Consider the following 20,466-nt stretch of genomic DNA (forward strand, 5'->3'; position numbering starts at 1 on the left):
CGGTGTCGTGCAGTTGTCTTCGCTCGTCGGCCGCCTGCCCTACCCGTCGCAGGCCGTGCAGCGTGTCCTCGCGGTGGCCGCCATCATCACGCAGGGCGGGATCGGGGTCACCGGCTCCGTCGTGCGGGTCACCGGTTCCGGGCTCGGCTGCCCCACCTGGCCGCAGTGCTTTCCCGGCAGCATGTTCCCCGTCGAGCACCCCGAGTACGCCATGCTCAACCAGTGGATCGAGTACGGCAACCGGCTGCTCACCATCGTCGTGGTCATCGTGGCCGCGCTGTGCGTTCTCGCCGCGTGGCGCATTGTCCTCGACCATCCCGGGCGCAAGCGGCTGCTCGCGCTGGCGTGGGTCATGCCGGGCGGTGTGGTCGCGCAGGCGGTCATCGGCGGCATCACGGTGCTCGCCGAACTGCTGTGGTGGACCGTGGCGATCCACTTCCTGGTCTCCGCGGTGCTCGTGTGGATGGCCGTGGTGCTGTTGCACGCCTTCGGCGAGGGCGACGAACCACCCCGCTCGCGCATCCCGCAGGCCAGCAGGCCCGTCCTGGCCACCCTGGTCGCCGCCCTGTTCGGCCTGCTCGTGGCCGGAACCGCCGTGACCGGCGCGGGACCGCACGGGGGTGACCCCGACGTCGAGCGGTTCGACGCCCCCGTCGAGACGCTGGCCGACATCCACGCCGGGCTCCTCGTCGTGTTCCTCGCCGTGCTCGTCGTGCTCGGCGTGCAGTGGTGGCGCGGCGGTGTCGCGCGGTCGCTGTGGGTGCGTTACGGCGTTGTCTGGGCGGTCTCCCTCGCGCAGGGCGTGCTCGGCAGCGTGCAGTACCGGCTCGGCGTGCCCGAAGGGCTGGTGTCACTGCACGTGCTCGGGTCGGCGCTGGTGATCATCGCGACCGCCGCGTTGTGGTGCGCGGCGCGTGATCGCGGTGCGGCGGTGAGTGGCGAGCCCGCCGCGCGGCGCGACCACGCCCTCGGCACGGCCTGAGTCCGCTGCCGCGCAGGTCTTCCGCCTGTGCGATCAGCCGTTACGCTGTGCTCCACTGAGGGTCGGAACACTCTGGATTCCGCCCGTTTCCCTTTCCGCGATGCGAGGTCACAGGAACACGATGAGCAGTACCGCACAGGCGTCCGACGAGCGGCGCACCGGACCCAAGCCCCTGGTCGGAGACGAACGTTCCACCGCACAGATGGTTGTGCTGAAGACGTTTCTGCTGGTCCCGTTCGTCGCGCTGGTCGTGGCGATCCCCTTCGCGTGGGGCTGGGGCCTGACCTGGCTCGACCTCGCCCTCGCCGCCGTGTTCTACACCGTCGGAACGCTGGGGGTGACCGTCGGCTACCACCGCTACTTCACCCACGGCGCGTTCAAGACCAACCGGCCGCTGCGCATCGCGCTGGCCATCACCGGCAGCATGGCGGTGCAGGGTTCGGTGATCTTCTGGGTGGCGAGCCACCGCAGGCACCACGCGTTCGCCGACAAGGAGGGCGACCCGCACTCGCCGTGGCTGTTCGGCACGTCGCCGACGGCGCTGCTGCGTGGTTTCTGGCACGCCCACATGGGCTGGATGTTCCAGCGTGAGGTCACCAACTACGAGCGCTTCGCCCCCGACCTCGTGACCGACAAGGACCTGCAGGTCGTCAACCGCTTCTTCTGGTTGTGGATCGTGGCTTCGCTGGGCCTGCCCGCCCTGCTCGGCGGTCTGCTCACCTGGTCGTGGTGGGGCGCGGTGACCGCGTTCTTCTGGGCGGGACTCGTCCGGATCGCGTTCTCCCACCACGTGACCTGGTCGGTGAACTCGATCTGCCACATGGTGGGTGAGCGACCGTTCACCAGCCGGGACAAGGCCGCGAACTTCTGGCCGCTGGCCATCCTGTCGATGGGTGAGTCCTGGCACAACAGCCACCATGCCGACCCGACCTGCGCCCGGCACGGTGTGCTGCGCGGGCAGCTCGACATCTCCGCGCGCCTGATCTGGCTGTTCGAGAAGCTCGGGTGGGCCCACAACGTGCGCTGGCCCAAGCCTGAGCGCCTGGCCGCCAAGCGCGTCGCCACTCCCTAGAGCCCCCAGCCAAGGCCCGCGCGCCCGGCTCAGCCGAGCTGGGCGCGCACCGCCTCGGCGAACCGCAGGGCCGCCGCGCCCGTCGCCTGGGCGAAGCCGAGGCGCGGTTCCGTCACCTCCAGCTCCAGCACCGCGGGGACACCGTCGTCGCCGGTCACCACGTCGACCCTCGCGTAGAGCAGGTCGGTCCGGGCGAGCCGCAGCAGGCCCGCCGCCGCGTCGAGCGCGTCCTCGGCCAGCGCGCGGTAGGCGGCGCCCGGTTCGGTCCCCGCGAGCTTCTCCGGCACGAACAGCCCCGCGGAATCGGGCCCTGTGCCCGCGAGCATCGCCGCCTTCGTGAAGGCGTGCGAGTACCGCCCGCCGAGGAACACGAGTGCCGTCTCGCCACGCTCGTCGACGTCGGCCTGGTACGGCTGCACCACCGCGTCCCTGCCCTGCCCGTGCAGTGCGGCGAGGTGCGCGGCGGCTCTGTCCCGCTCGCGTGGCCCGAACCGCCCCGCTCCGCGCGAGCCCGCGCCCACGGCCGGCTTCACGACCACTTCCCCCGGGGGCCAGTGGGGTGTCTCGCCGACGGCCACCAGTGCGGTGGGCACCACGGGCACCCCGGCCGCGGCGAGATCGAGCAGGTAGCGCTTGTCGGTGTTCCACCGCGCCACGGAGGCGGGATTGCGGAGCCGGGGCACGGACTCGCACCAGTCGAGGAAGGCGTCACGCCGCCGCGAGTAGTCCCAGGTCGCGCGCAGGACCACCAGGTCGGCCGCCGCGAAGTCGACCGCCGGGTCGTCCCAGACGGCCCAGCGCAGCGTCACTCCCAGCTTCGCCAGCTCGGGACCGACGGGTGCCTCGTCGCCGCTGCCCTCGGGCAGGCCGCGGCATCCCGCGAAGAGGACGAGGGGCGCGGTCATCGGCGGGCCAGGGGGCCCGCCATCCGCCTGCGGTGCCGTGCTCCGATCGCGGTGGCGCCCACGGTCTCGGCGTCCCACTCGGCGGCCTCGACATCGGCCACGGCCGCGATCAGGGCCTCGCCGGTCGCGACGTCGGGCACGACGACGTCACCCATCGCGCCGTCGTCACCGACGAGCACGACCCTGGCACCGGCCCTGCCGATGCGCTGTACCACGGCCTTCACCGGGGTGCCGTGCTCGGCGGCGAAGGTGCGCACCGCGCTCCGCTGGGCGGAGGTGACGGCGGGAGGGCTCGAAGTCTCGGCTGCGGTGTCGGTCACGGCGACAGTGTAGGGGCGGCGCAGGGGCGGCCACAGCCCTTGCCGGGCGGAAGCGGTCCACGTCACCGGCGAGCCACGGGCGAGGTCGGCCGCCAACGCGCCCAGCCAGACCACGGCCACCCCGCCGACGGCGTCCAGCCAGTAGTGGTTGCCGGTCGCCACGATCACCACCAGGGTCAGCAGGACGTGCAGCGCGCTCGCGGTTTGCGCCCAGCGGGGCGCGCGGGCCCGGGACAGCGCGAGCGACGCCCACAGGGCCCAGCCGATGTGCAACGACGGCATCGCGGCCAGCTGGTTCGCCCCGTCGACCATCGGTGAGCCCCACGATCCCCACGTGCCCCCCAGGCGCACCGTGTCGACGAACCCCGCGTCCGGCAGCAGCCGGGGTGGCGCCACCGGGTAGGCCCAGAAGCACAGGATGGCCAGCACGTTGGCGACCACGAACGCGTCCCGCGCCCAGCGGTACCGCTCGGGCCTGCGGCGATAGAGCCAGGCCAGCGTCACCAGCGTCACCGCGACATAGCTGAACGCGTACTCGTAGTTCGCGGCGACGGTGAGCCAGCCCTGTCCGGCGAGCCAGTGGTTCACCACCAGCTCGACGTCGGTGTGCAGCAGGCGTTCGAGCGCGAGGATGTCCTCACCGTTGGCGAAGGCCCGGCGCTCGTGTCCCGGCATCGCCAGCCCGCCGAGCACGGAGTACACGCCGAACAGGGCGAGCCCGAGCGCGATCTCACGCCACCACCGCGGGCGCCGGAGGGGCCGCCGGGCGGCCGGGCGCGGGGTGGTGCTCGTGACCGACCCTGCCGTGAGCACGTGGACCGGATACCACGCGGCGGGGCCCCGGTCCCGAGAACCGCCCCGCCGGGTGAGCCGGCAGCCCGGCGCCGAGCCGGGTGCGGCGCTCAGGCGGGCGCGGGCTCCGGGGCGGCCGTGGGTCTGCGGGCGAGGCGCAGGGTCACGTCGGGCACCCTGCGCAGCGCGCGCCAGCCGTGCCCGGCGCAGGCCGCGATGGTCAACGCGGTGAGCAGGCCGCTGAGCACCCCACGGGAGAGCAGCCCCGCGTCGAGGCTCCACTGGAGGAAGCCGAGTGTCATGGCCGCGTCCAGCAGGCGCGAGCCACCCCACATCAGGGCGACGTTGACGAACACCCGCCGCACCCGGCGGTGGGCGAACAGCTCGGCCGGCAGATGCACGAAGTCGCGCGCCAGCCGGGCCGTGATGGGTTTGCCGAGCGCGGCGCTGCCCACGAAGAGCAGGAACATGAGCACGGAGCCCACCACGGGTTGCAGTACGTACACGACCGCGCTGGACGTGACCAGCGCGACCAGGGCTCTGCTCACGAGCATTCCGGTGGACAGCAGCAGCGTGTGCGGCACGTCGCGCCGCATCGCCCTGCGCAGGCCGATGACGAACGCACTCCAGCCGAGCACGCCGAGCACCGCGGGTACGAGCCCCGCGACGTTCAGCAACAGCATGAACAGCAGCGTGGGCACGACCGCCGTCTCGAATGCCAGCACGACGGCGCGCGTGACCGTGGCCCGCAGATGCGGGATCTCGATGACCAGGTGCCGGTCAGGAGCCGGCACCGGAGCGAGGGCAGGCACGATACGAGTACTTTCGGGTCGGGGTCAGGCCGGGGTCGGGCGTGACACCAGGCGGGCGAGAATGTCTCCAGGATGGAACACCCGCTGGCTCGTGTCCTAAACGTTACCCCGAACAGGGTAAACGCCGTGTGTCGCTGTGCTGCGGGTCTCTGATCGCACGGCAGGCGAGTGCGCCAGCCCGAACACGCCGACCACCAGCAGCGCCCCCGCCGCAGCCGCGGCGGCGAGCGGACCCGGTTCGGTGGCGGGCACCGCGCCGAAGACCAGCAACCCCAGCGTGAAGCTCACGCCGGGATTCACGATCGACATGATGGCCACGGCCGCCGAAAGGGAACCCGAGCCGTACGCCTGATGGCCGAGGACGAGTCCCGCGCCCGTCGTGACGGCGAGCAGGTAACCCGGCCAGTCGGTGGCCGTCGCGGCGATCCCCTCGGTCAGCAGGCTGTCGGCGGTGAGCTTCATCATGGCCGCGCTCATGGCGTAGCAGATACCCGCCGAGGCCGCGACCAGCGCGCTGTACAGCAGCGGCCCCTGCCGCTGCGCGATCTGCAGCAGCGTGGCGATGGTCGCCGCCGCCACCAGCACGGCGATGACCAGCCGCTGCCGGTCCGGGGTTCCCGCCATGGGCGCCGCGCCCTCGACGGACAGGAACAGCGCCACTCCACCGCTGATCGCCATGGCCGCCAGCCAGTCGCGCAGCGGAGGCCACTGCCGCACGGCGGCCGAGGCCATGGGCAACGCGAACAGCAACTGGGTCACCAGCAGTGGCTGCACCAGCGCCACCGAGCCGAAGTGCAGCGCGCCGGCCTGGCAGCAGAACCCGCCGATGTTGGTCATCCAGCCCGCGAGCCACACCCGCTGCCGCAGCAACCGCCGGAACAGCCACAGCACCGGAAGCCGGTGCGTACTCGCGCGGTGTTCGGAGTCGGAGTCGGCGGCGTGCAGTACCGCGCGGCGTTGCAACGCCGCGGAGGCGGCGAACAGAAACGCCGCCGTGAAGCCGAGAGCGACAGGCAGTACCACGTTCACAACCAGCGCCGCAGGCGCGGCCGAGATTCCCGATCACGTCGTGCGATGAACTTGCCCACGGCCGATGCCGCCTCCATCAGGGTACGCGGCGCACCACCCCGGAGCCGGACGTGCGCCGTCGTGTTGGGTGGGCGGGACACACTGGAACGCACACGGTTGAGACAGTCCCGCGAGGAGGAACGCAATGGCCACGGCGATTCGCATCGAGCGCACCGGAGGTCCCGAAGTGCTCGGCGTCGGAGAGATCGAGATCGGCTCACCCGGGCCCGGGGAGGTCGTGATCGACGTGTCCGCGGCCGGGGTGAACTACATCGACACCTACCAGCGCGGCGGTCTCTACCCCGTCCCGCTGCCCTACACACCCGGGCTGGAGGGCGCGGGCCGGGTGGCCGCCGTCGGCAGCGAGGTCACCGGCCTGTCGGTGGGCGACCGCGTCGCGTGGCAGGGAGCGCCCGGGGGCTATGCCGAGCGCGCGCTCGTGCCCGCCGACGTGGTGATCCGGGTTCCCGATGCGGTGCCGGACGAGCAGGCCGCCGCCGTCATGCTCCAGGGGATCACAGCGCACTACCTGGTCGCGTCGACCCATCCCGTCGCCGAGGGTGAGACGGTGCTGGTCCACGCGGCGGCGGGTGGCGTGGGGCTGCTGCTGACGCAGCTGGCCAAGGCCAGGGGCGCCACGGTGATCGGAACCGTCTCGACGGCCGAGAAGGCGGACCTGGCTCGCGCGGCCGGTGCCGACGAGGTGATCCGCTACACCGAACGGGACTTCGTCGAGGCGACGCGGGAGTACACCCGGGGCGAGGGCGTCGCCGTGGTCTACGACGGGGTGGGCGCCTCGACCTACGAGGGCAGCCTCGCGGTCCTGCGGCCGAGGGGATTGCTGGCGCTGTTCGGCGCCTCCAGCGGCCCGGTGCCGCCGATCGACCCGCAGCGGCTGAACCAGGGCGGCTCCCTGTATCTGACCCGGCCCACCAGCGCCGACTACACGCGCACGCGTCGGGAACTCGAATGGCGGGTCGGCGAGCTGTTCGACGCGATGGCGAACGATCGCCTCGACGTCCGCATCGGCGGGCGGTACGCGCTCACCGACGCCGCGAAGGCCCACGAGGACCTCGAAGGCAGGCGGACCACCGGCAAGCTGCTGCTGGTGCCCTGAACACGGGCGGTGCGTCGTGAGCGGGCACTCGGCCGCCCACGACGCACCGGAGTCGTCACGGCTGCGGGTCGATCCCCACGACCTCGGCCACGACCACGAGGGTCTCCTCCGCCAGCGGGTTGACGCTTTCCTGCGCGAATCCCATTGTTTCGGGAACGATGATCAGGCGCCGCGTCCCCTCCTGCGCGCCCTGCATCGCCTCGTTCCACCCCGTGAACTGCGGGTCGTCGTCACCGAGCTGGACGCTGAGCGTGCCCAGCTCGCCGAACGAGGTCTCCTTCACCTCGCCGTCCGACCACCCGATGACCGAGTAGTCGACGTCGAGCTGATCCCCTTCGGCGGCGGCCGGGCCCGTTCCCGCCTGCAGCTCCCGCGTGAGCAGCTCGGTCGGCGCCGTGCAGTCCTGCGGGACGCTCACCTCGTAGCCCTCCCCCGCGGCGGACTGCGTGACCTCGACGTCCTCGGCGGTGCAGGGCTCACGGTTCTGGTCCTGACCGCCCTGCTGCTCGGCCGACGGCGAGGGCTGCTGCGCGGCCTGGGAGGGGGTGGGGTCCGCACCGGGCGGCAGGTCGGAAGGCTGCTCGTTCGGCGGCGAGCACGCCGCGAGCGCCGCGGCGACGGCCGCCACGGTCATGATCTTGCCAGCGTTGCGCATGGCTGACACCTTATCCGCCCGCCGACGAGGGCTTCTGCGCGCCTGAGAGAGCGGGCGGCGGCGGTGCCGTGTGGACGATGCCCAGCCGCTGCGTCGCCCGGGTCAGCCCCACGTACAGGTCGTTGGAGCCCCGGGACGACGCCGCGACGATCTCGTGGGGCGCCACGAGGACGACGGCGTCGAACTCCAGCCCCTTCGCCCGGTCCACGGTCAGCACCGACACCCTCGGGTTCTCCCCCGCCTCGTCCAGGCCCGCGGCCTCCCGCATCCCGGCGAGTTCCGCCGAAACGCGCCCCTCCAGCGACGCGGGGCACAGCACCGCGAGCGTGCCGCCGCCACGCTCGCGGGTCAGCGTCGCCAGTTCCTCGGTCACGAGCGAAGGGAGTTCGGCCGCGAGCGCCGCCGCCGTGGCGTCCGTGGCGTCCGTGGCTTCCGTGGTGTCCGTGCCGGGGAGCACCCGGCGCTGCCACGGGGAGACACCCGCGTCGCGGACCGACACCGGCGCCGACAGCTCCGGATCGATGTCGGCGAGCACCGCCGCGGCCAGTTCCATGATCTCCGAGGGAGTGCGGTAGTTCACCGTCAGCTCCCGCAGCCGCCACCGGTCGTCGACGTAGGGCCGGAGCACATCGCCCCACGCCGAGGTCCCGGCGGCCGAGCCCGTCTGCGACACGTCGCCCACCAGCGTCATGGACCGGCTCGGGCAGCGGCGCATGAGCAACCGCCAGTCCATCGCCGACAGTTCCTGCGCCTCGTCGACGATCACGTGCCCGAACGTCCAGGACCGGTCGAGTGCCGCCCGCTGGGCGGCGGTGAGGCCGCTGCTCGCTTCCTGACGCTCGGCCAACAGTTCCGCGTCGAGCACGTCGCGCACCCGCACGACCTCCTCGTCGAGGATCTCCTCGTCCTGTTCGAGCACATGCAGCACGCCCTCGGCGTAGGCGCGTTCCTCGCGGCGCTGCCGCTCCCTGCGGGCGCGCGCCTCGGTGTCGTCCTCCCCCAGCAGTTCGGCCAGCTCGTCGAGCAGCGGCACGTCGCCGGGCGTCCACCACGCTCCCGGCGCGCGCAGCAACGAGCGCCACTCGTCGCCGCCCAGCACACCCGCCGTGGCCGACTCCAGCCGCTCCTTCGAGGTGAACAGGTCGCTCAGCAGCTCCTGCGCCGTCAGCTTCGGCCACAGCGACTGCAGTGCCTCGCGCACGGCGGGGTCCTCGGCCAGCTCCTGCCGGACCGTGGCGTGGTCGCGCGCGTCGAGCATCGGGCCGCCATCCACCTCGTCGGCGGCCAGCGGGATGTCCGGCAGGTCGTCGAGCACACGGGACTCCAGCCGCGACACCGACTGGTCGGCCAGCACGTCGAGCAGGCGCTCCGTGAACACCCGGCGCGCGACGTTGTGGGGCCGCAGCGTGTCGCGCGCCTTCGCCCTGGCGCGCTCGCACGTCGCGCGATCGAGCACCAGCACCTCCCCGCCCTCGACCGGCACCTCCAGCCGGTCGTCGGGTACGAGCTGCCGGTCGCGGACCGCGTTGGCCAGCACGTCGGCCATGCCGATGCGCCCCTTGATCTCCGCCGCCTCGGGCGTGTCGAGGCCCGTGGCCGACAGGCCGGGGAACAACTCACCGACGGTGGCCAGCAGCACCCCGGTCTCGCCCAGCGACGGCAGCACCTGCCCGATGTAGCGCAGGAAGGTGCTGTTGGGGCCCACCACGAGCACGCCCCGGCTGGTCAGCTGCCGCCGGTACGTGTAGAGCAGGTAGGCGGCACGATGCAGCGCGACCGCGGTCTTGCCGGTGCCGGGCCCACCCTGCACGACGAGGACCCCGGAGGGCTCGGCACGGATGATGGCGTCCTGCTCGGCCTGGATCGTCGCCACGATGTCGGACATCTCGCCGGTGCGCCTGCGTTCGAGCGCGGACAGCAGCGCCGCCTCGCCCGCGAGTCCGAGGTGGTCGGTGTGCTCACCCGCGGCGAGGTCCAGCACCTCGTCGTCGAGGCCGACGACCCGGCGGCTGAGTGTGCGGAGGTGCCTGCGCCGCCGCACGCCCTCGGGTGAGGCGGCCGTGGCGAGGTAGAACGGCCGCGCGGCGGGCGCGCGCCAGTCCACGAGCAGCGGCCGGTAGTCGTCCTCGGTGTCGAACAGCCCCACCCTGCCGACGTAGATCGGCGAGTCGCCGTCGTGTCCCTCGGAGAAGTCGAGCCTGCCGAAGCACAGACCCTGCTCCACGGATTTGAGCTGCGCGAGCCGGTCACTGTAGGTCGCGGTGGCCGCCTCCCGTTCGGCGGCGGCCTGCGGTGGTCCCCCCGTGCTGCGCAACGCCTCGGTCAACCTGCGGTCGGCGAGGTCGCGCTCGGCGTCGAGACGCTCGTACAGGGACGACACGTAACGCTGCTCGGCGGCGAGCTCGGTCGGCTCGGCGGTCATCGTGCTGTCGGGTTCCCGATGGTGCGGGGACACGGACAAGGCGACCCACTTTCACGGTCGAGGGACGAGTTGGCCGAGGCATAACGAACGCGGCTCACGCGGAATTCCCGCCCTCACACCATCCGGTGCCGCCCGCGGATTCTCAGAACGGCAGGCCCAGCACGGGCAGCCCGATCGCGGCGTCCACGGCCAGCGCGACGAACACGATCATCAAGTACGTGTTGGACCGGTGGAACAGCGCCATCGGCTTGGTCTTCTCGCCCCGGGCGACGGCGGCGTACAGGCGGTGGGCGTAGAACAGGAACCACACGCCCGCGAGCGCGGCGAAGGTGGCGTAGAGCCAGCTGGTCGCGGGCGCCAGCAGCAGCGTCCAGGCCACCATCACCCACGAGTAGACGACGATCTGCTTTGCCACGTGCAGCGGGGTGGCCACGACGGGCAGCATCGGCACGCCCGCGCGTTCGTAGTCGTCGCGGTAGCGCATCGCGAGCGCCCAGGTGTGCGGCGGCGTCCAGAAGAAGATGACACCGAACATCACGAACGCGGGCCACTCGACGGTGCCCTGCACGGCGGCCCAGCCGATGACCACGGGCATGCATCCCGCCGCACCGCCCCACACCACGTTCTGGGGCGTGCGCCGCTTGAGTACCAGCGTGTAGACGAAGATGTAGAAGAGGATCGTGACGATCGCGAGCACGGCGGCGAGCAGGTTCACGGTGGCGTACAGCAGCGCGAAGGACCCCGCGCCGAGCGTCACGCCGAACACGAGCGCGCCCCGCCTGGGCACGGAGTCCCGCACGAGGGGGCGCCGCCGGGTCCGGTTCATCACGCGGTCGATGTCGGCGTCGATGACGCAGTTCAGCGCGTTGGCGCTGCCCGCGGCCATCGTGCCGCCCAGCAGCGTGGCCAGCACCAGCCACGGCGACGGGATCTCGCGGCCCGCGAGGAACATCGCCGGGATCGTGGTGACGAGCAGGAGTTCGATGACCCTCGGCTTGGCGAGCGCGGCGTACGCGCCGATGACCTCACGCAGACCTCGCCGGCCACCGGCTGCGGGCTCGCCAGTGGGATGCACGGCGCTGGTGTGCTCACTGCGCCCGTGTGGGGTGTGCGCAGCGTTCACCAACGACATCTCGCTCCCTGTGCCATGGTTTTCCTCGCGCGTCGACCTGGACGCGATACCGTGACGAATCGTAGTAGAGCGCGCCCGCGACCCGCCGAGCGGCACCCGCCCAGGGGATCCACGTCACCCGCCGTCACGCCCCGCGCGGCACACCGTCCCCACCGCCGTGATCACTGACCGGTGACGGCGCGTGGACTAGGCTGGCCGTCGGACCGGCCGGGTGTCCGGCGCCGGTTCCCGTTCCCGATACCGGACCCGTGCGCCACGTACTGAGACGACGAGCACAGCGGGTTCCTGATCGATTAAGATCCGTCGGTGACGGCCGCCTCCGGGTAACCGGGCAAGAAACCAGAGCAACGCGCGAGACCTCAGGGAGCCGAGTCAGTGTCGGACATCGCCGCTACGGAGAACAACCCACTGTTGCGCCGGAACTACCCGGCCGACTGGACGGACCTGGACACCCGCGCGGTGGACACGGTCCGCGTGCTGGCGGCCGACGCCGTCGAGCACTGCGGCAGCGGGCATCCCGGCACCGCCATGAGCCTGGCGCCGGTGGCCTACTCGCTGTTCCAGCGAATCATGCGCCACGACCCCGCCGACCCGGAGTGGCCGGGGCGGGACCGGTTCGTGCTGTCCGCGGGCCACAGCAGCCTCACGCTCTACATCCAGCTCTTCCTCGCCGGGTACGGGCTGGAGATGGAGGACCTCAAGCAGCTGCGCCGGTGGGGCTCGGCCACCCCGGGGCACCCCGAGTACCGGCACACGCCGGGCGTCGAGACCACCACGGGACCGCTGGGGCAGGGCCTGGCCAACGCGGTGGGCATGGCGATGGCGGCCCGGCGCGAGCGCGGCCTGCTCGACCCGGACTCCCCGCGCGGGCAGAGCCCGTTCGACCACGACGTCTACGTGATCGCCTCCGACGGTGACATCGAGGAGGGCGTGACCTCCGAGGCGTCGTCGATCGCGGGCAGGCAGGAACTGGGCAACCTCGTCGTCATCTACGACGACAACAAGATCTCCATCGAGGACGACACCTCGATCGCGCTGTCCGAGGACACGGCCAAGCGCTACGAGGCCTACGGCTGGCACGTGCAGGTCGTGGACGGCGGCGAGGACGTCGTGGCGTTCGAGAAGGCGATCGCGGCCGCCAAGGCCGAGACCGACCGGCCCTCGTTCATCCTGCTGCGCACGGTGATCGGTTACCCGGCGCCGAACAAGATGGACACCGGCAAGGCCCACGGTGCGGCGCTGGGCGCCGACGAGGTCGCGGCGGTGAAGGAGGCGCTGGGCTTCGACCCCGAGGCCCACTTCCACATCGACTCCGACGTGCTGCGCCACACCCGCGCCGCCGGGGACCGGGCCAGGACCGCGCGCGAGAAGTGGCAGCAGGCGTTCGACTCCTGGGCGCAGGCCAACCCGGAGCGCAAGGAGCTGGCCGACCGGCTGCGCACCCGCACGCTGCCCGCCGGGTGGGCCGAGAAGCTGCCGAGCTGGGAGCCCGACGCCAAGGGCATCGCCACCCGCAAGGCCAGCGGTGAAGTGCTCAACGCCGTCGGCGAGGTGCTGCCCGAGCTGTGGGGCGGGTCCGCCGACCTGGCCGAGAGCAACAACACCATCATCAAGAACTCGGACTCGTTCGGACCGGCGAGCGCGTCCACCGGCATGTTCACCGCCCAGCCGTACGGCAGGAACCTGCACTTCGGCGTGCGCGAACACGCGATGGGCGCGATCCTCAACGGCATCGCGCTGCACGGCGGAACGCGCCCCTACGGCGCCACGTTCCTCATCTTCAGCGACTACATGCGGCCCTCGGTGCGGCTCGCGGCGCTGATGAAGGCTCCGGTGGTCTACGTGTGGACCCACGACTCGATCGGTCTCGGCGAGGACGGCCCCACCCACCAGCCGATCGAGCAGCTGGCCGCGCTGCGGGCCATTCCCGGGCTCAACGTCGTCCGCCCCGCCGACGCCAACGAGACGGCCGCCGCGTGGAAGGCGGCGCTGGAGGACGCCCACGCCCCCACCGGACTCGCCCTGACCCGGCAGAACGTGCCGGTGCTCGAGGGCACCAGCGCCGAGGGCGTCGCCAAGGGCGGCTACGTGCTGGCGGAGGCGTCGAACGGCTCGCCGGAGGTCGTGCTGATCGGCACCGGGTCGGAGGTCCAGCTCGCGGTGCGGGCGCGGGAGACGCTGGAAGCCGAGGGCGTGCCCACCAGCGTGGTGTCGATGCCGTGTGTGGAGTGGTTCGACCAGCAGGACCAGGCCTACCGGGACGCGGTCATCCCGCCCACCGTGAAGGCCAGGGTCGCCGTCGAGGCCGGCATCGCGCAGCCGTGGCACCGCTTCGTCGGCGACGCGGGCGAGATCGTGTCGATCGAGCACTTCGGCGCCTCGGCCGACTACAACACGCTGTTCGAGAAGTTCGGGTTCGTTCCCGAGACCGTGGTGGCGGCCGCCCGGCGCGCGCTGGGCGGGAGCTGACTCCGGACACCACCGTCAGGCGGGCGGGGCGCCGCGGTGACGGCCGCGACAGGCTCGCGGCGCCCCCGCCCGCGACAAGTCGAAACGTTGAGAGGGATGACGTCATGGGCAACACCGACCGGCTGGCCCGACTGTCCGAGGCAGGGGTGTCGATCTGGCTCGACGACCTGTCGCGCGAGCGGTTGCGCTCGGGCAACCTGGCCTCGCTGATCCGCGACAAGCACGTCGTCGGGGTCACCACCAACCCGACGATCTTCGCGGGCGCGCTGGCGCAGGGCGAGGCCTACGACGCGCAGCTGCGCGACCTGGCCGCCCGCGGCGCGGACGTCCACGCGGCCGTCCGCGAGCTGACCACCAGCGACGTGCGCGACGCCGCCGACCTGTTCCGCGACGTCTACACCGGCACCGGCGGCACCGACGGCCGCGTGTCGATCGAGGTCGACCCCGGCCTGGCCCGCGACACCGGCAAGACAGTGGCCGAGGCGGCCGAACTGTGGAAGACCGTGGACCGGCCCAACATCTTCGTCAAGATCCCGGCCACGGAGCAGGGCCTGCCCGCCATCACCCGCACGCTCGCCGACGGGATCAGCGTCAACGTCACGCTGATCTTCTCGGTGGAGCGCTACCGTGCGGTGATCGACGCGTTCTTCGACGGGCTGGAGCAGGCACGGGCCAACGGGCACGACCTGGCGGGCATCGAGTCCGTGGCCTCGTTCTTCGTGTCGCGCGTCGACGCGGAGGTGGACAAGCGGCTGGAGGCCCTGGGCACGGACGAGGCGCTGGCCCTGCGCGGTGAGGCCGCGATCGCCAACGCCCGCCTGGCCTACGCCGCCTTCGAGGAGAAGTTCGCGGGCGAGCGCTGGGCCGCGCTCAAGGAGGCCGGGGCCAACCCGCAGCGCCCGCTGTGGGCGTCCACGGGCGTGAAGAACCCGGAGTACTCCGACACCCGCTACGTCGACGAGCTGGTGGTCGAGGGCACGGTCAACACCATGCCGGAGAAGACGATGGAGGCCGCCGCCGACCACGCCGAGATCAGCGGCGACACGGTGACCGGTCGCGCCGCCGAGGCGCAGCGGGTGTTCGACTCGCTGTCGTCGGCGGGAATCGACATCACCGACGTCTTCCTCACCCTGGAGAACGAGGGTGTGGAGAAGTTCGACAAGTCCTGGGCCGAGTTGCTCGACACCGTCAAGGGCCAGCTCGACTCGGCGAAGGCGCAGGGCTGATGGCGGAGCGGACGACCGTCGAGATCGTCGATCCCCGCCTGGCCGAAGCCGCCCGCGACAGGCTCGACTCGCTGGTGTCCGACCGCGTGGCGAGCAGGCTCACGGCGCGGGACGCGACCCTGTGGGGCCCGGACGCGGAGTCCGAGGCCGCCATCCGGCTGTCCTGGACCACGCTGCACAAGAGCTCCCGGCCGCTCATCGGCGAGATCGAGGCGCTGCGCGCGGAGCTGCGCTCGGAGGGCCTCGACCGCATCGTGCTCGCGGGCATGGGCGGCTCCTCCCTGGCGCCCGAGGTGATCACCGCAACCGAGGGCGTGGCACTGACGGTGCTCGACACCACCGACCCCGGCCAGGTCGCGGACGCGCTCGCGGGTGACCTGGAACGCACGGTGCTGGTGGTGTCGTCGAAGTCGGGCACGACCGTCGAGACCGACACTCACCGGCGCGTCTTCGCCGAGGCGTTCGCCGATTCCGGCATCGACGCCGCGAGCCGGATGATCGTCGTCACGGACCCGGGTTCGGCGCTGGCCGAGCTGGCCGAGTCGCAGGGCTACCGCCGCGTCTTCCTGGCCGATCCGGACGTCGGTGGCCGCTACTCCGCGCTCACCGCGTTCGGTCTCGTCCCCGCGGGGCTGGCCGGCGCCGACGTCGCCCGGCTGCTCGACCAGGCCGCCCTGCTGGCGGACGAGCTGGCCGCCGACTCACCGGACAACCCGGCGCTGCGGCTGGCCGCCGCGCTGGGCGCCGCCCACGACGCCGGAGCCGAGAAGGTCGTGCTGGCCGACACCGGCTCCGGGATCACCGGCTTCGGCGACTGGGCGGAGCAGCTCGTCGCGGAATCCACGGGCAAGCAGGGCACCGGGTTGCTGCCGGTCGTGGTGGAGGGCCCGCACGCTCCCGGCTACACCGATGCGGACGCCACCGCCACGGCGGTCGCGGTGGGACCGGCCGACGACGTCGCGGCGGTGGCCACGACCGGTCCGCTGGGCGCACAGTTCCTGCTCTGGGAGTACGCCGTCGCGGTGGCGGGCAGGCTGCTGGGGATCAACCCGTTCGACCAGCCCGACGTCGAGGCCGCGAAGAAGGCCGCGAGGACGCTGCTGGACAACCCGCAGGCGCTGACCGCGAGCGAGGAACCGGCCGCCGTGATCGGCGCCGTCGAGGTCTACGGCAGCCTCGGCGCCGCGGCGCGCGGCACGCTGGGCGAGGTCCTGCGCGAGTTCGCCGGCGGAGTGGCCGACGGCGGCTACCTCGCCGTGCAGGCCTACCTCGACCGGCTCGACGACGCCTCCGCCTCACTGGTGCGAGGCGAGATCGCCCGGCGGACCGGTATACCGACGACCTTCGGCTGGGGGCCGCGGTTCCTGCACTCGACCGGCCAGTACCACAAGGGCGGCCACCGCAACGGCAGCTTCCTGCAGCTCACGGGAGCTGTGGAGGAGGACGTCGCCGTGCCGGGCCGTCCCTACACCCTGGGCACGTTGCAGCTCGCGCAGGCACTCGGTGACGCGCAGGTCCTGGCCGACACCGGCAGGCCCGTCCTGCGGCTGCACCTCACCGACCGGGCCGCGGGACTGGCCGACGTGGTCCGCGCTGTACAGGAGCTCACGCGATGAGGCAAGGTTGGACCAATCCGCTGCGCGATCCCCGGGACAAGCGCCTGCCGAGGATCGCGGGGCCGTCGAGTCTCGTGATCTTCGGGGTCACCGGTGACCTGTCGCGCAAGAAGCTCATGCCCGCGATCTACGACCTCGCCAACCGTGGCCTGCTGCCCGCCGGGTTCTCCCTGATCGGTTTCGCCCGCCGGGACTGGGAGCACCAGGACTTCGGCCAGCAGGTTCACGACGCGGTGGCGGAGCACGCGCGGACCCCGTTCCGCGAGTCGGTCTGGAACCGGCTGGCCGAGGGAATCCGGTTCGTGCAGGGCTCGTTCGACGACGACGACGCCTTCGACAACCTCGCCGCGACGGTGCGCGAGCTGACCGAGGAGCGCGGCACGGGCGGCAACACCGCGTTCTACCTCTCCATCCCGCCGTGGGCGTTCCCGGTGGTGACCAAGCAGCTCGCGCGGTGCGGACTGGCGGACTCCAGTGAGGACGTCTGGCGCCGCGTCGTGGTCGAGAAGCCGTTCGGGCACGACCTGGCCAGCGCCAAGGAACTCAACGCCGTCGTCAACGACGTCTTCCCCGAGGAGTCGGTGTTTCGCATCGACCACTACCTCGGCAAGGAGACGGTGCAGAACATCCTGGCGCTGCGCTTCGCGAACCAGCTGTTCGAACCGCTGTGGAACGCGCAGCACGTCGACCACGTGCAGATCACGATGGCCGAGGACATCGGCCTCGGCGGGCGCGCCGGCTACTACGAGGGCATCGGCGCCGCGCGGGACGTGATCCAGAACCACCTGCTGCAGCTGCTCGCGCTCACCGCGATGGAGGAGCCGGTGTCGTTCGACCCGAAGGCGTTGCGCGCCGAGAAGGTGAAGGTGCTCGGCGCCACCACCGCCGAAGGGCCGTTCGACGAGACCACGGCGCGCGGCCAGTACACCGGCGGCTGGCAGGGCGGCAAGAAGGTGCCGGGCCTGCATCAGGAACAGGGGTTCTCGAAGGCGTCCACCACCGAGACCTACGCCGCCGTGACGTTGCAGGTCCGCAACCGCCGGTGGGCGGGCGTGCCGTTCTACCTGCGCTCGGGCAAGCGGCTCGGCCGGAGGGTGACCGAGGTGGCGGTGGTCTTCAAACGGGCACCGCATCTGCCGTTCGACTCGACGTCCACCGAGGAACTGGGCGAGAACGCGCTGGTGATCCGCGTGCAGCCGGACGAGGGCGTGACGTTGCGATTCGGGTCCAAGGTGCCGGGAACGCTCATGGAGGTCCGCGACGTCACGATGGACTTCGGCTACGGCCACGCGTTCACGGAGAGTTCGCCGGAGGCCTACGAGCGCCTGATCCTCGATGTCCTGCTGGGCGAGCCGTCGCTGTTCCCCGGCAACGAGGAGGTCGAGCTGTCGTGGCTCATCCTCGACCCGGTGCTGGAGCACTGGGCGAAGCTCGGAACACCGGAACCCTACGAGCCCGGCTCGTGGGGTCCGCCGTCGGCGAGGGAGATGCTGAACCGCACGGGCCGTCACTGGAGGCGTCCGTGACGGACACTCGCCGGGCCGTCATGGGCACCGACCGGGTGCGGGTGCCCCGCACAACACCGAAGGCGTCCGTGACGGACACTCACTGGGCCGTCATGGACGCCGACCGGGTGCGGGTGCCCCGCACAACACCGAAGGCGTCCGTGACGGACACTCACTGGGCCATCACGGACGCCGACCGGGTACGGGTGCCCCGCACAACACCGAAGGCGTCCGTGACGGACACTCGCCGGGCCATCACGGACGCCGACCGGGTGCGGGTGCCCCGCAAGGCACCGAAGGCGTCCGTCACGGACACCCTGGCTCAACACAGGAGACTTCGATGATCATCGATCTGCCGTCGACCTCGACGTCGCAGTTGAACAAGAAACTCGTCGAGATCCGCGAGCGGGGCGGCGCGGTGGCCCTGGGGCGGGTGCTCACGCTGGTGATCGCGGCGGAGGACGACGACCACCTTGAGGACGCCGTCGACGCCGCCAACGAGGCGAGTCGCGAACACCCGTCCCGGGTGATCGTGGTGGCGAAGGGCGCGCGCACGGCCGCGCCGCGCATCGACGGCCAGATCCGGGTGGGCGGCGACGCGGGCGCCAGCGACGTCATCGTGCTGCGCCTGTACGGCCCGTTGGCGAACCAGGGTCGCAGCGCGGTGGTGCCGTTGTTGTTGCCGGACACGCCCACCGTCACGTGGTGGCCCGGCAAGGGACCGAAGTCGCCGTCCGAGGACCAGCTGGGCCAGCTCGCCCAGCGACGGATCACCGACTCGGCCGCGGAGGCCAACCCCATCCGCGCGCTCACCACCCGCAGTAAGTCCTATGTGGATGGTGACACGGACCTGGCGTGGACGCGGCTGACGAACTGGCGAGCCCAACTGGTCGCGGCGCTGGACCTGCCTCCGCACGAACGAGTCACGGGCGCGTCGGTGCGGGGGGAGGCGGATTCCCCGTCGACCGAGCTGCTGGCCGGGTGGCTGGCCGAGTACCTGCGGGTGCCGGTGAAGCGCATCAAGACCTCGGAGGCGCAGGGCATCGTGGCGGTGCGGCTGGAGCGGCCGTCGGGCGCGATCGAGCTGTACCGGCCCGACGGCAAGACCGGCACGCTCACACAGCCCGGGCAGCCGACGCGACGGGTCGCCCTGCAGCGCAGGGACAACCGCGACTGCCTGGTCGAGGAACTGCGCAGGCTCGACGCCGACGAGGTGTACGAGGCGTCCCTGCGCGGACTGTCCAAACTCGCACCCGCACGCCCGCCGTCCGGTGGCCGCAAGGACACAGCGACGGCGAAGGCGACGAAGGCGGCGAAGGCGAAACCTTCGGCGGCCGCGCCGGCCAAGACAGAAGCGGCCAAGACAAACGCGGCCAAGGCAGGCGCGTCGAAGGCAGGCGCGTCGAAGGCCGGCGCGTCGAAGCGGACGACGTCGCGGGGCCGCAAGGCGAACACCACCCCGGAGGCGAACGCATGAGCGGCACTGAGACGCGCGACCACGAGCCCACCGTGGTGGTGCATCCGGACGGCGACGTGCTCGCGGCGGCCGCCGCCGCACGGTTGATCTCGACGCTGGCGGACGTCCAGGCCCGGACCGGGTCGGCCTCGGTGGTCCTGACCGGGGGCGGCACCGGCATCGCCGTGCTGGACCAGGTGCGGCGCAGCCCCGCCCGCGACGCGGTGGACTGGTCGAACCTCGACGTCTACTGGGGCGACGAGCGGTTCGTGCCCGCCGACGACGACGAGCGCAACGAGAAGCAGGCGAGGGCGGCGCTGCTCGACCACGTCGCGGTGGACGAGGCCCGCGTGCATCCCATGCCGGCCTCCGACGGTGAGTTCGGCGACGACCCGGACGCCGCCGCCGCGGGCTACGCCGCCGTCCTGGCGGCCGACGCCCGTGCGGCGGGCGGTGCCACCGGCGCGGCCCAGGTGCCCGCGTTCGACGTCCTGTTACTGGGGGTCGGTGGCGAGGGTCACACCGCGTCGATCTTCCCGTCGTCCCCCGCTGCCGAGGAGAGCCGGGCGGCCGTCGTCGCGGTACGGGAATGTCCCAAGCCCCCGCCGACCCGGCTGTCGCTCACCTTCCCCGCGTTGCGCGCGGCCGAGCAGGTGTGGCTGCTCACCGCGGGCGAGAGCAAGGCCGACGCGGTGGCGCTGGCGCTGGGCGGGGCCGACGAGATCAGCCTCCCGGCTGCGGGCGCGCAGGGCAGAAGCCGGACCGTGTGGCTGCTCGACCGGGCTGCCGCGAGCAGGGCGATTCGTCGCTGACACTCCCGTTTCGGGTCGCTGACGGCGACGTGTCCGGCACGTTTCGTTGCAACCGCACACGGCCCAGGGGTTGCGCTGGTCTACGCCCCCACAGAAACCTCTCTG

17 protein-coding genes are annotated in these 20,466 nt (G+C 72.1%); 10 read left to right on the forward strand and 7 right to left on the reverse strand.

The window, feature by feature from the left end; translation table 11 throughout:
- Positions 1–7: 7 nt before the first annotated feature.
- Complete coding sequence (locus tag FFT09_RS03295; protein ID WP_081190679.1) at positions 8–982, forward strand: COX15/CtaA family protein; 975 nt, start codon at positions 8–10, stop codon at positions 980–982.
- A gap of 121 nt (positions 983–1,103) precedes the next feature.
- Positions 1,104–2,054, forward strand: coding sequence for an acyl-CoA desaturase (locus FFT09_RS03300; RefSeq protein ID WP_081190680.1), 951 nt, complete (start codon positions 1,104–1,106; stop codon positions 2,052–2,054).
- A 29-nt stretch (positions 2,055–2,083) separates the two neighbouring features.
- Here the strand turns inward: FFT09_RS03300 and FFT09_RS03305 are convergent, their stop codons facing one another.
- The 4 genes from FFT09_RS03305 to FFT09_RS03320 all read right to left on the reverse strand — a co-directional run bounded on the left by FFT09_RS03305 (position 2,084) and on the right by FFT09_RS03320 (position 5,906).
- Positions 2,084–2,959, reverse strand: a complete 876-nt coding sequence (locus FFT09_RS03305) for an ATP-grasp domain-containing protein (protein WP_138381784.1) — start codon at positions 2,957–2,959, stop codon at positions 2,084–2,086.
- Positions 2,956–4,092, reverse strand: a complete 1,137-nt coding sequence (locus FFT09_RS03310) for a phosphatase PAP2 family protein (protein WP_081190682.1) — start codon at positions 4,090–4,092, stop codon at positions 2,956–2,958. The genes FFT09_RS03305 and FFT09_RS03310 overlap by 4 nt, the downstream gene beginning before the upstream one ends.
- Before the next feature lie 89 nt (positions 4,093–4,181).
- A complete protein-coding gene (locus FFT09_RS03315; RefSeq protein WP_338066637.1) occupies positions 4,182–4,865 on the reverse strand; it encodes a DUF3159 domain-containing protein in 684 nt (227 codons plus the stop codon).
- Between the two features lie 114 nt (positions 4,866–4,979).
- Positions 4,980–5,906: a DMT family transporter gene (locus FFT09_RS03320; protein ID WP_024874252.1), complete on the reverse strand. Its 927-nt coding sequence runs from the start codon at positions 5,904–5,906 to the stop codon at positions 4,980–4,982.
- Positions 5,907–6,096: 190 nt separating this feature from the next.
- On the opposite strand from FFT09_RS03320, the gene FFT09_RS03325 reads away from it, so the two are divergent.
- On the forward strand, positions 6,097–7,068 hold the full coding sequence (locus FFT09_RS03325; RefSeq protein ID WP_081190683.1) for a quinone oxidoreductase family protein: 972 nt from the start codon (positions 6,097–6,099) through the stop codon (positions 7,066–7,068).
- A gap of 55 nt (positions 7,069–7,123) precedes the next feature.
- Here the strand turns inward: FFT09_RS03325 and FFT09_RS03330 are convergent, their stop codons facing one another.
- The 3 genes from FFT09_RS03330 to FFT09_RS03340 all read right to left on the reverse strand — a co-directional run bounded on the left by FFT09_RS03330 (position 7,124) and on the right by FFT09_RS03340 (position 11,277).
- Entirely contained in the window at positions 7,124–7,723 is a 600-nt protein-coding gene (locus tag FFT09_RS03330; RefSeq protein ID WP_081190684.1) for an FKBP-type peptidyl-prolyl cis-trans isomerase, read from the reverse strand.
- 10 nt (positions 7,724–7,733) lie between these two features.
- On the reverse strand, positions 7,734–10,145 hold the full coding sequence (locus FFT09_RS03335; protein WP_138382037.1) for an ATP-binding domain-containing protein: 2,412 nt from the start codon (positions 10,143–10,145) through the stop codon (positions 7,734–7,736).
- 142 nt (positions 10,146–10,287) lie between these two features.
- The gene (locus FFT09_RS03340; RefSeq protein ID WP_024874256.1) at positions 10,288–11,277 is read right to left on the reverse strand and encodes a heme o synthase; all 990 of its coding nucleotides are present in this window, start codon (positions 11,275–11,277) and stop codon (positions 10,288–10,290) included.
- 375 nt (positions 11,278–11,652) lie between these two features.
- Between FFT09_RS03340 and tkt the strand changes: the two genes are divergently transcribed.
- From tkt to pgl, 7 genes are all read left to right on the forward strand, one after another.
- Positions 11,653–13,746, forward strand: coding sequence for a transketolase (gene tkt, locus FFT09_RS03345; RefSeq protein ID WP_081190685.1), 2,094 nt, complete (start codon positions 11,653–11,655; stop codon positions 13,744–13,746).
- A gap of 104 nt (positions 13,747–13,850) precedes the next feature.
- On the forward strand, positions 13,851–14,972 hold the full coding sequence (tal, locus tag FFT09_RS03350; protein WP_024874258.1) for a transaldolase: 1,122 nt from the start codon (positions 13,851–13,853) through the stop codon (positions 14,970–14,972).
- Positions 14,972–16,588 (forward strand): glucose-6-phosphate isomerase, encoded by a 1,617-nt coding sequence (locus FFT09_RS03355; RefSeq protein ID WP_081190686.1) that lies wholly within the window; start codon positions 14,972–14,974, stop codon positions 16,586–16,588. Before tal ends, FFT09_RS03355 begins: the two co-directional genes overlap by 1 nt.
- A complete protein-coding gene (gene zwf, locus FFT09_RS03360) occupies positions 16,585–18,114 on the forward strand; it encodes a glucose-6-phosphate dehydrogenase (RefSeq protein ID WP_138381786.1) in 1,530 nt (509 codons plus the stop codon). Before FFT09_RS03355 ends, zwf begins: the two co-directional genes overlap by 4 nt.
- On the forward strand, positions 18,111–18,437 hold the full coding sequence (locus FFT09_RS03365) for a hypothetical protein (protein ID WP_244231197.1): 327 nt from the start codon (positions 18,111–18,113) through the stop codon (positions 18,435–18,437). The genes zwf and FFT09_RS03365 overlap by 4 nt, the downstream gene beginning before the upstream one ends.
- Positions 18,434–19,570, forward strand: a complete 1,137-nt coding sequence (gene opcA, locus FFT09_RS03370) for a glucose-6-phosphate dehydrogenase assembly protein OpcA (RefSeq protein ID WP_138381787.1) — start codon at positions 18,434–18,436, stop codon at positions 19,568–19,570. Before FFT09_RS03365 ends, opcA begins: the two co-directional genes overlap by 4 nt.
- Positions 19,567–20,361, forward strand: a complete 795-nt coding sequence (gene pgl / locus FFT09_RS03375; protein ID WP_138381788.1) for a 6-phosphogluconolactonase — start codon at positions 19,567–19,569, stop codon at positions 20,359–20,361. The genes opcA and pgl overlap by 4 nt, the downstream gene beginning before the upstream one ends.
- Positions 20,362–20,466 lie beyond the last annotated feature (105 nt).

This window comes from Saccharomonospora piscinae (assembly GCF_005862235.1).
Classification (GTDB): domain Bacteria; phylum Actinomycetota; class Actinomycetes; order Mycobacteriales; family Pseudonocardiaceae; genus Saccharomonospora; species Saccharomonospora piscinae.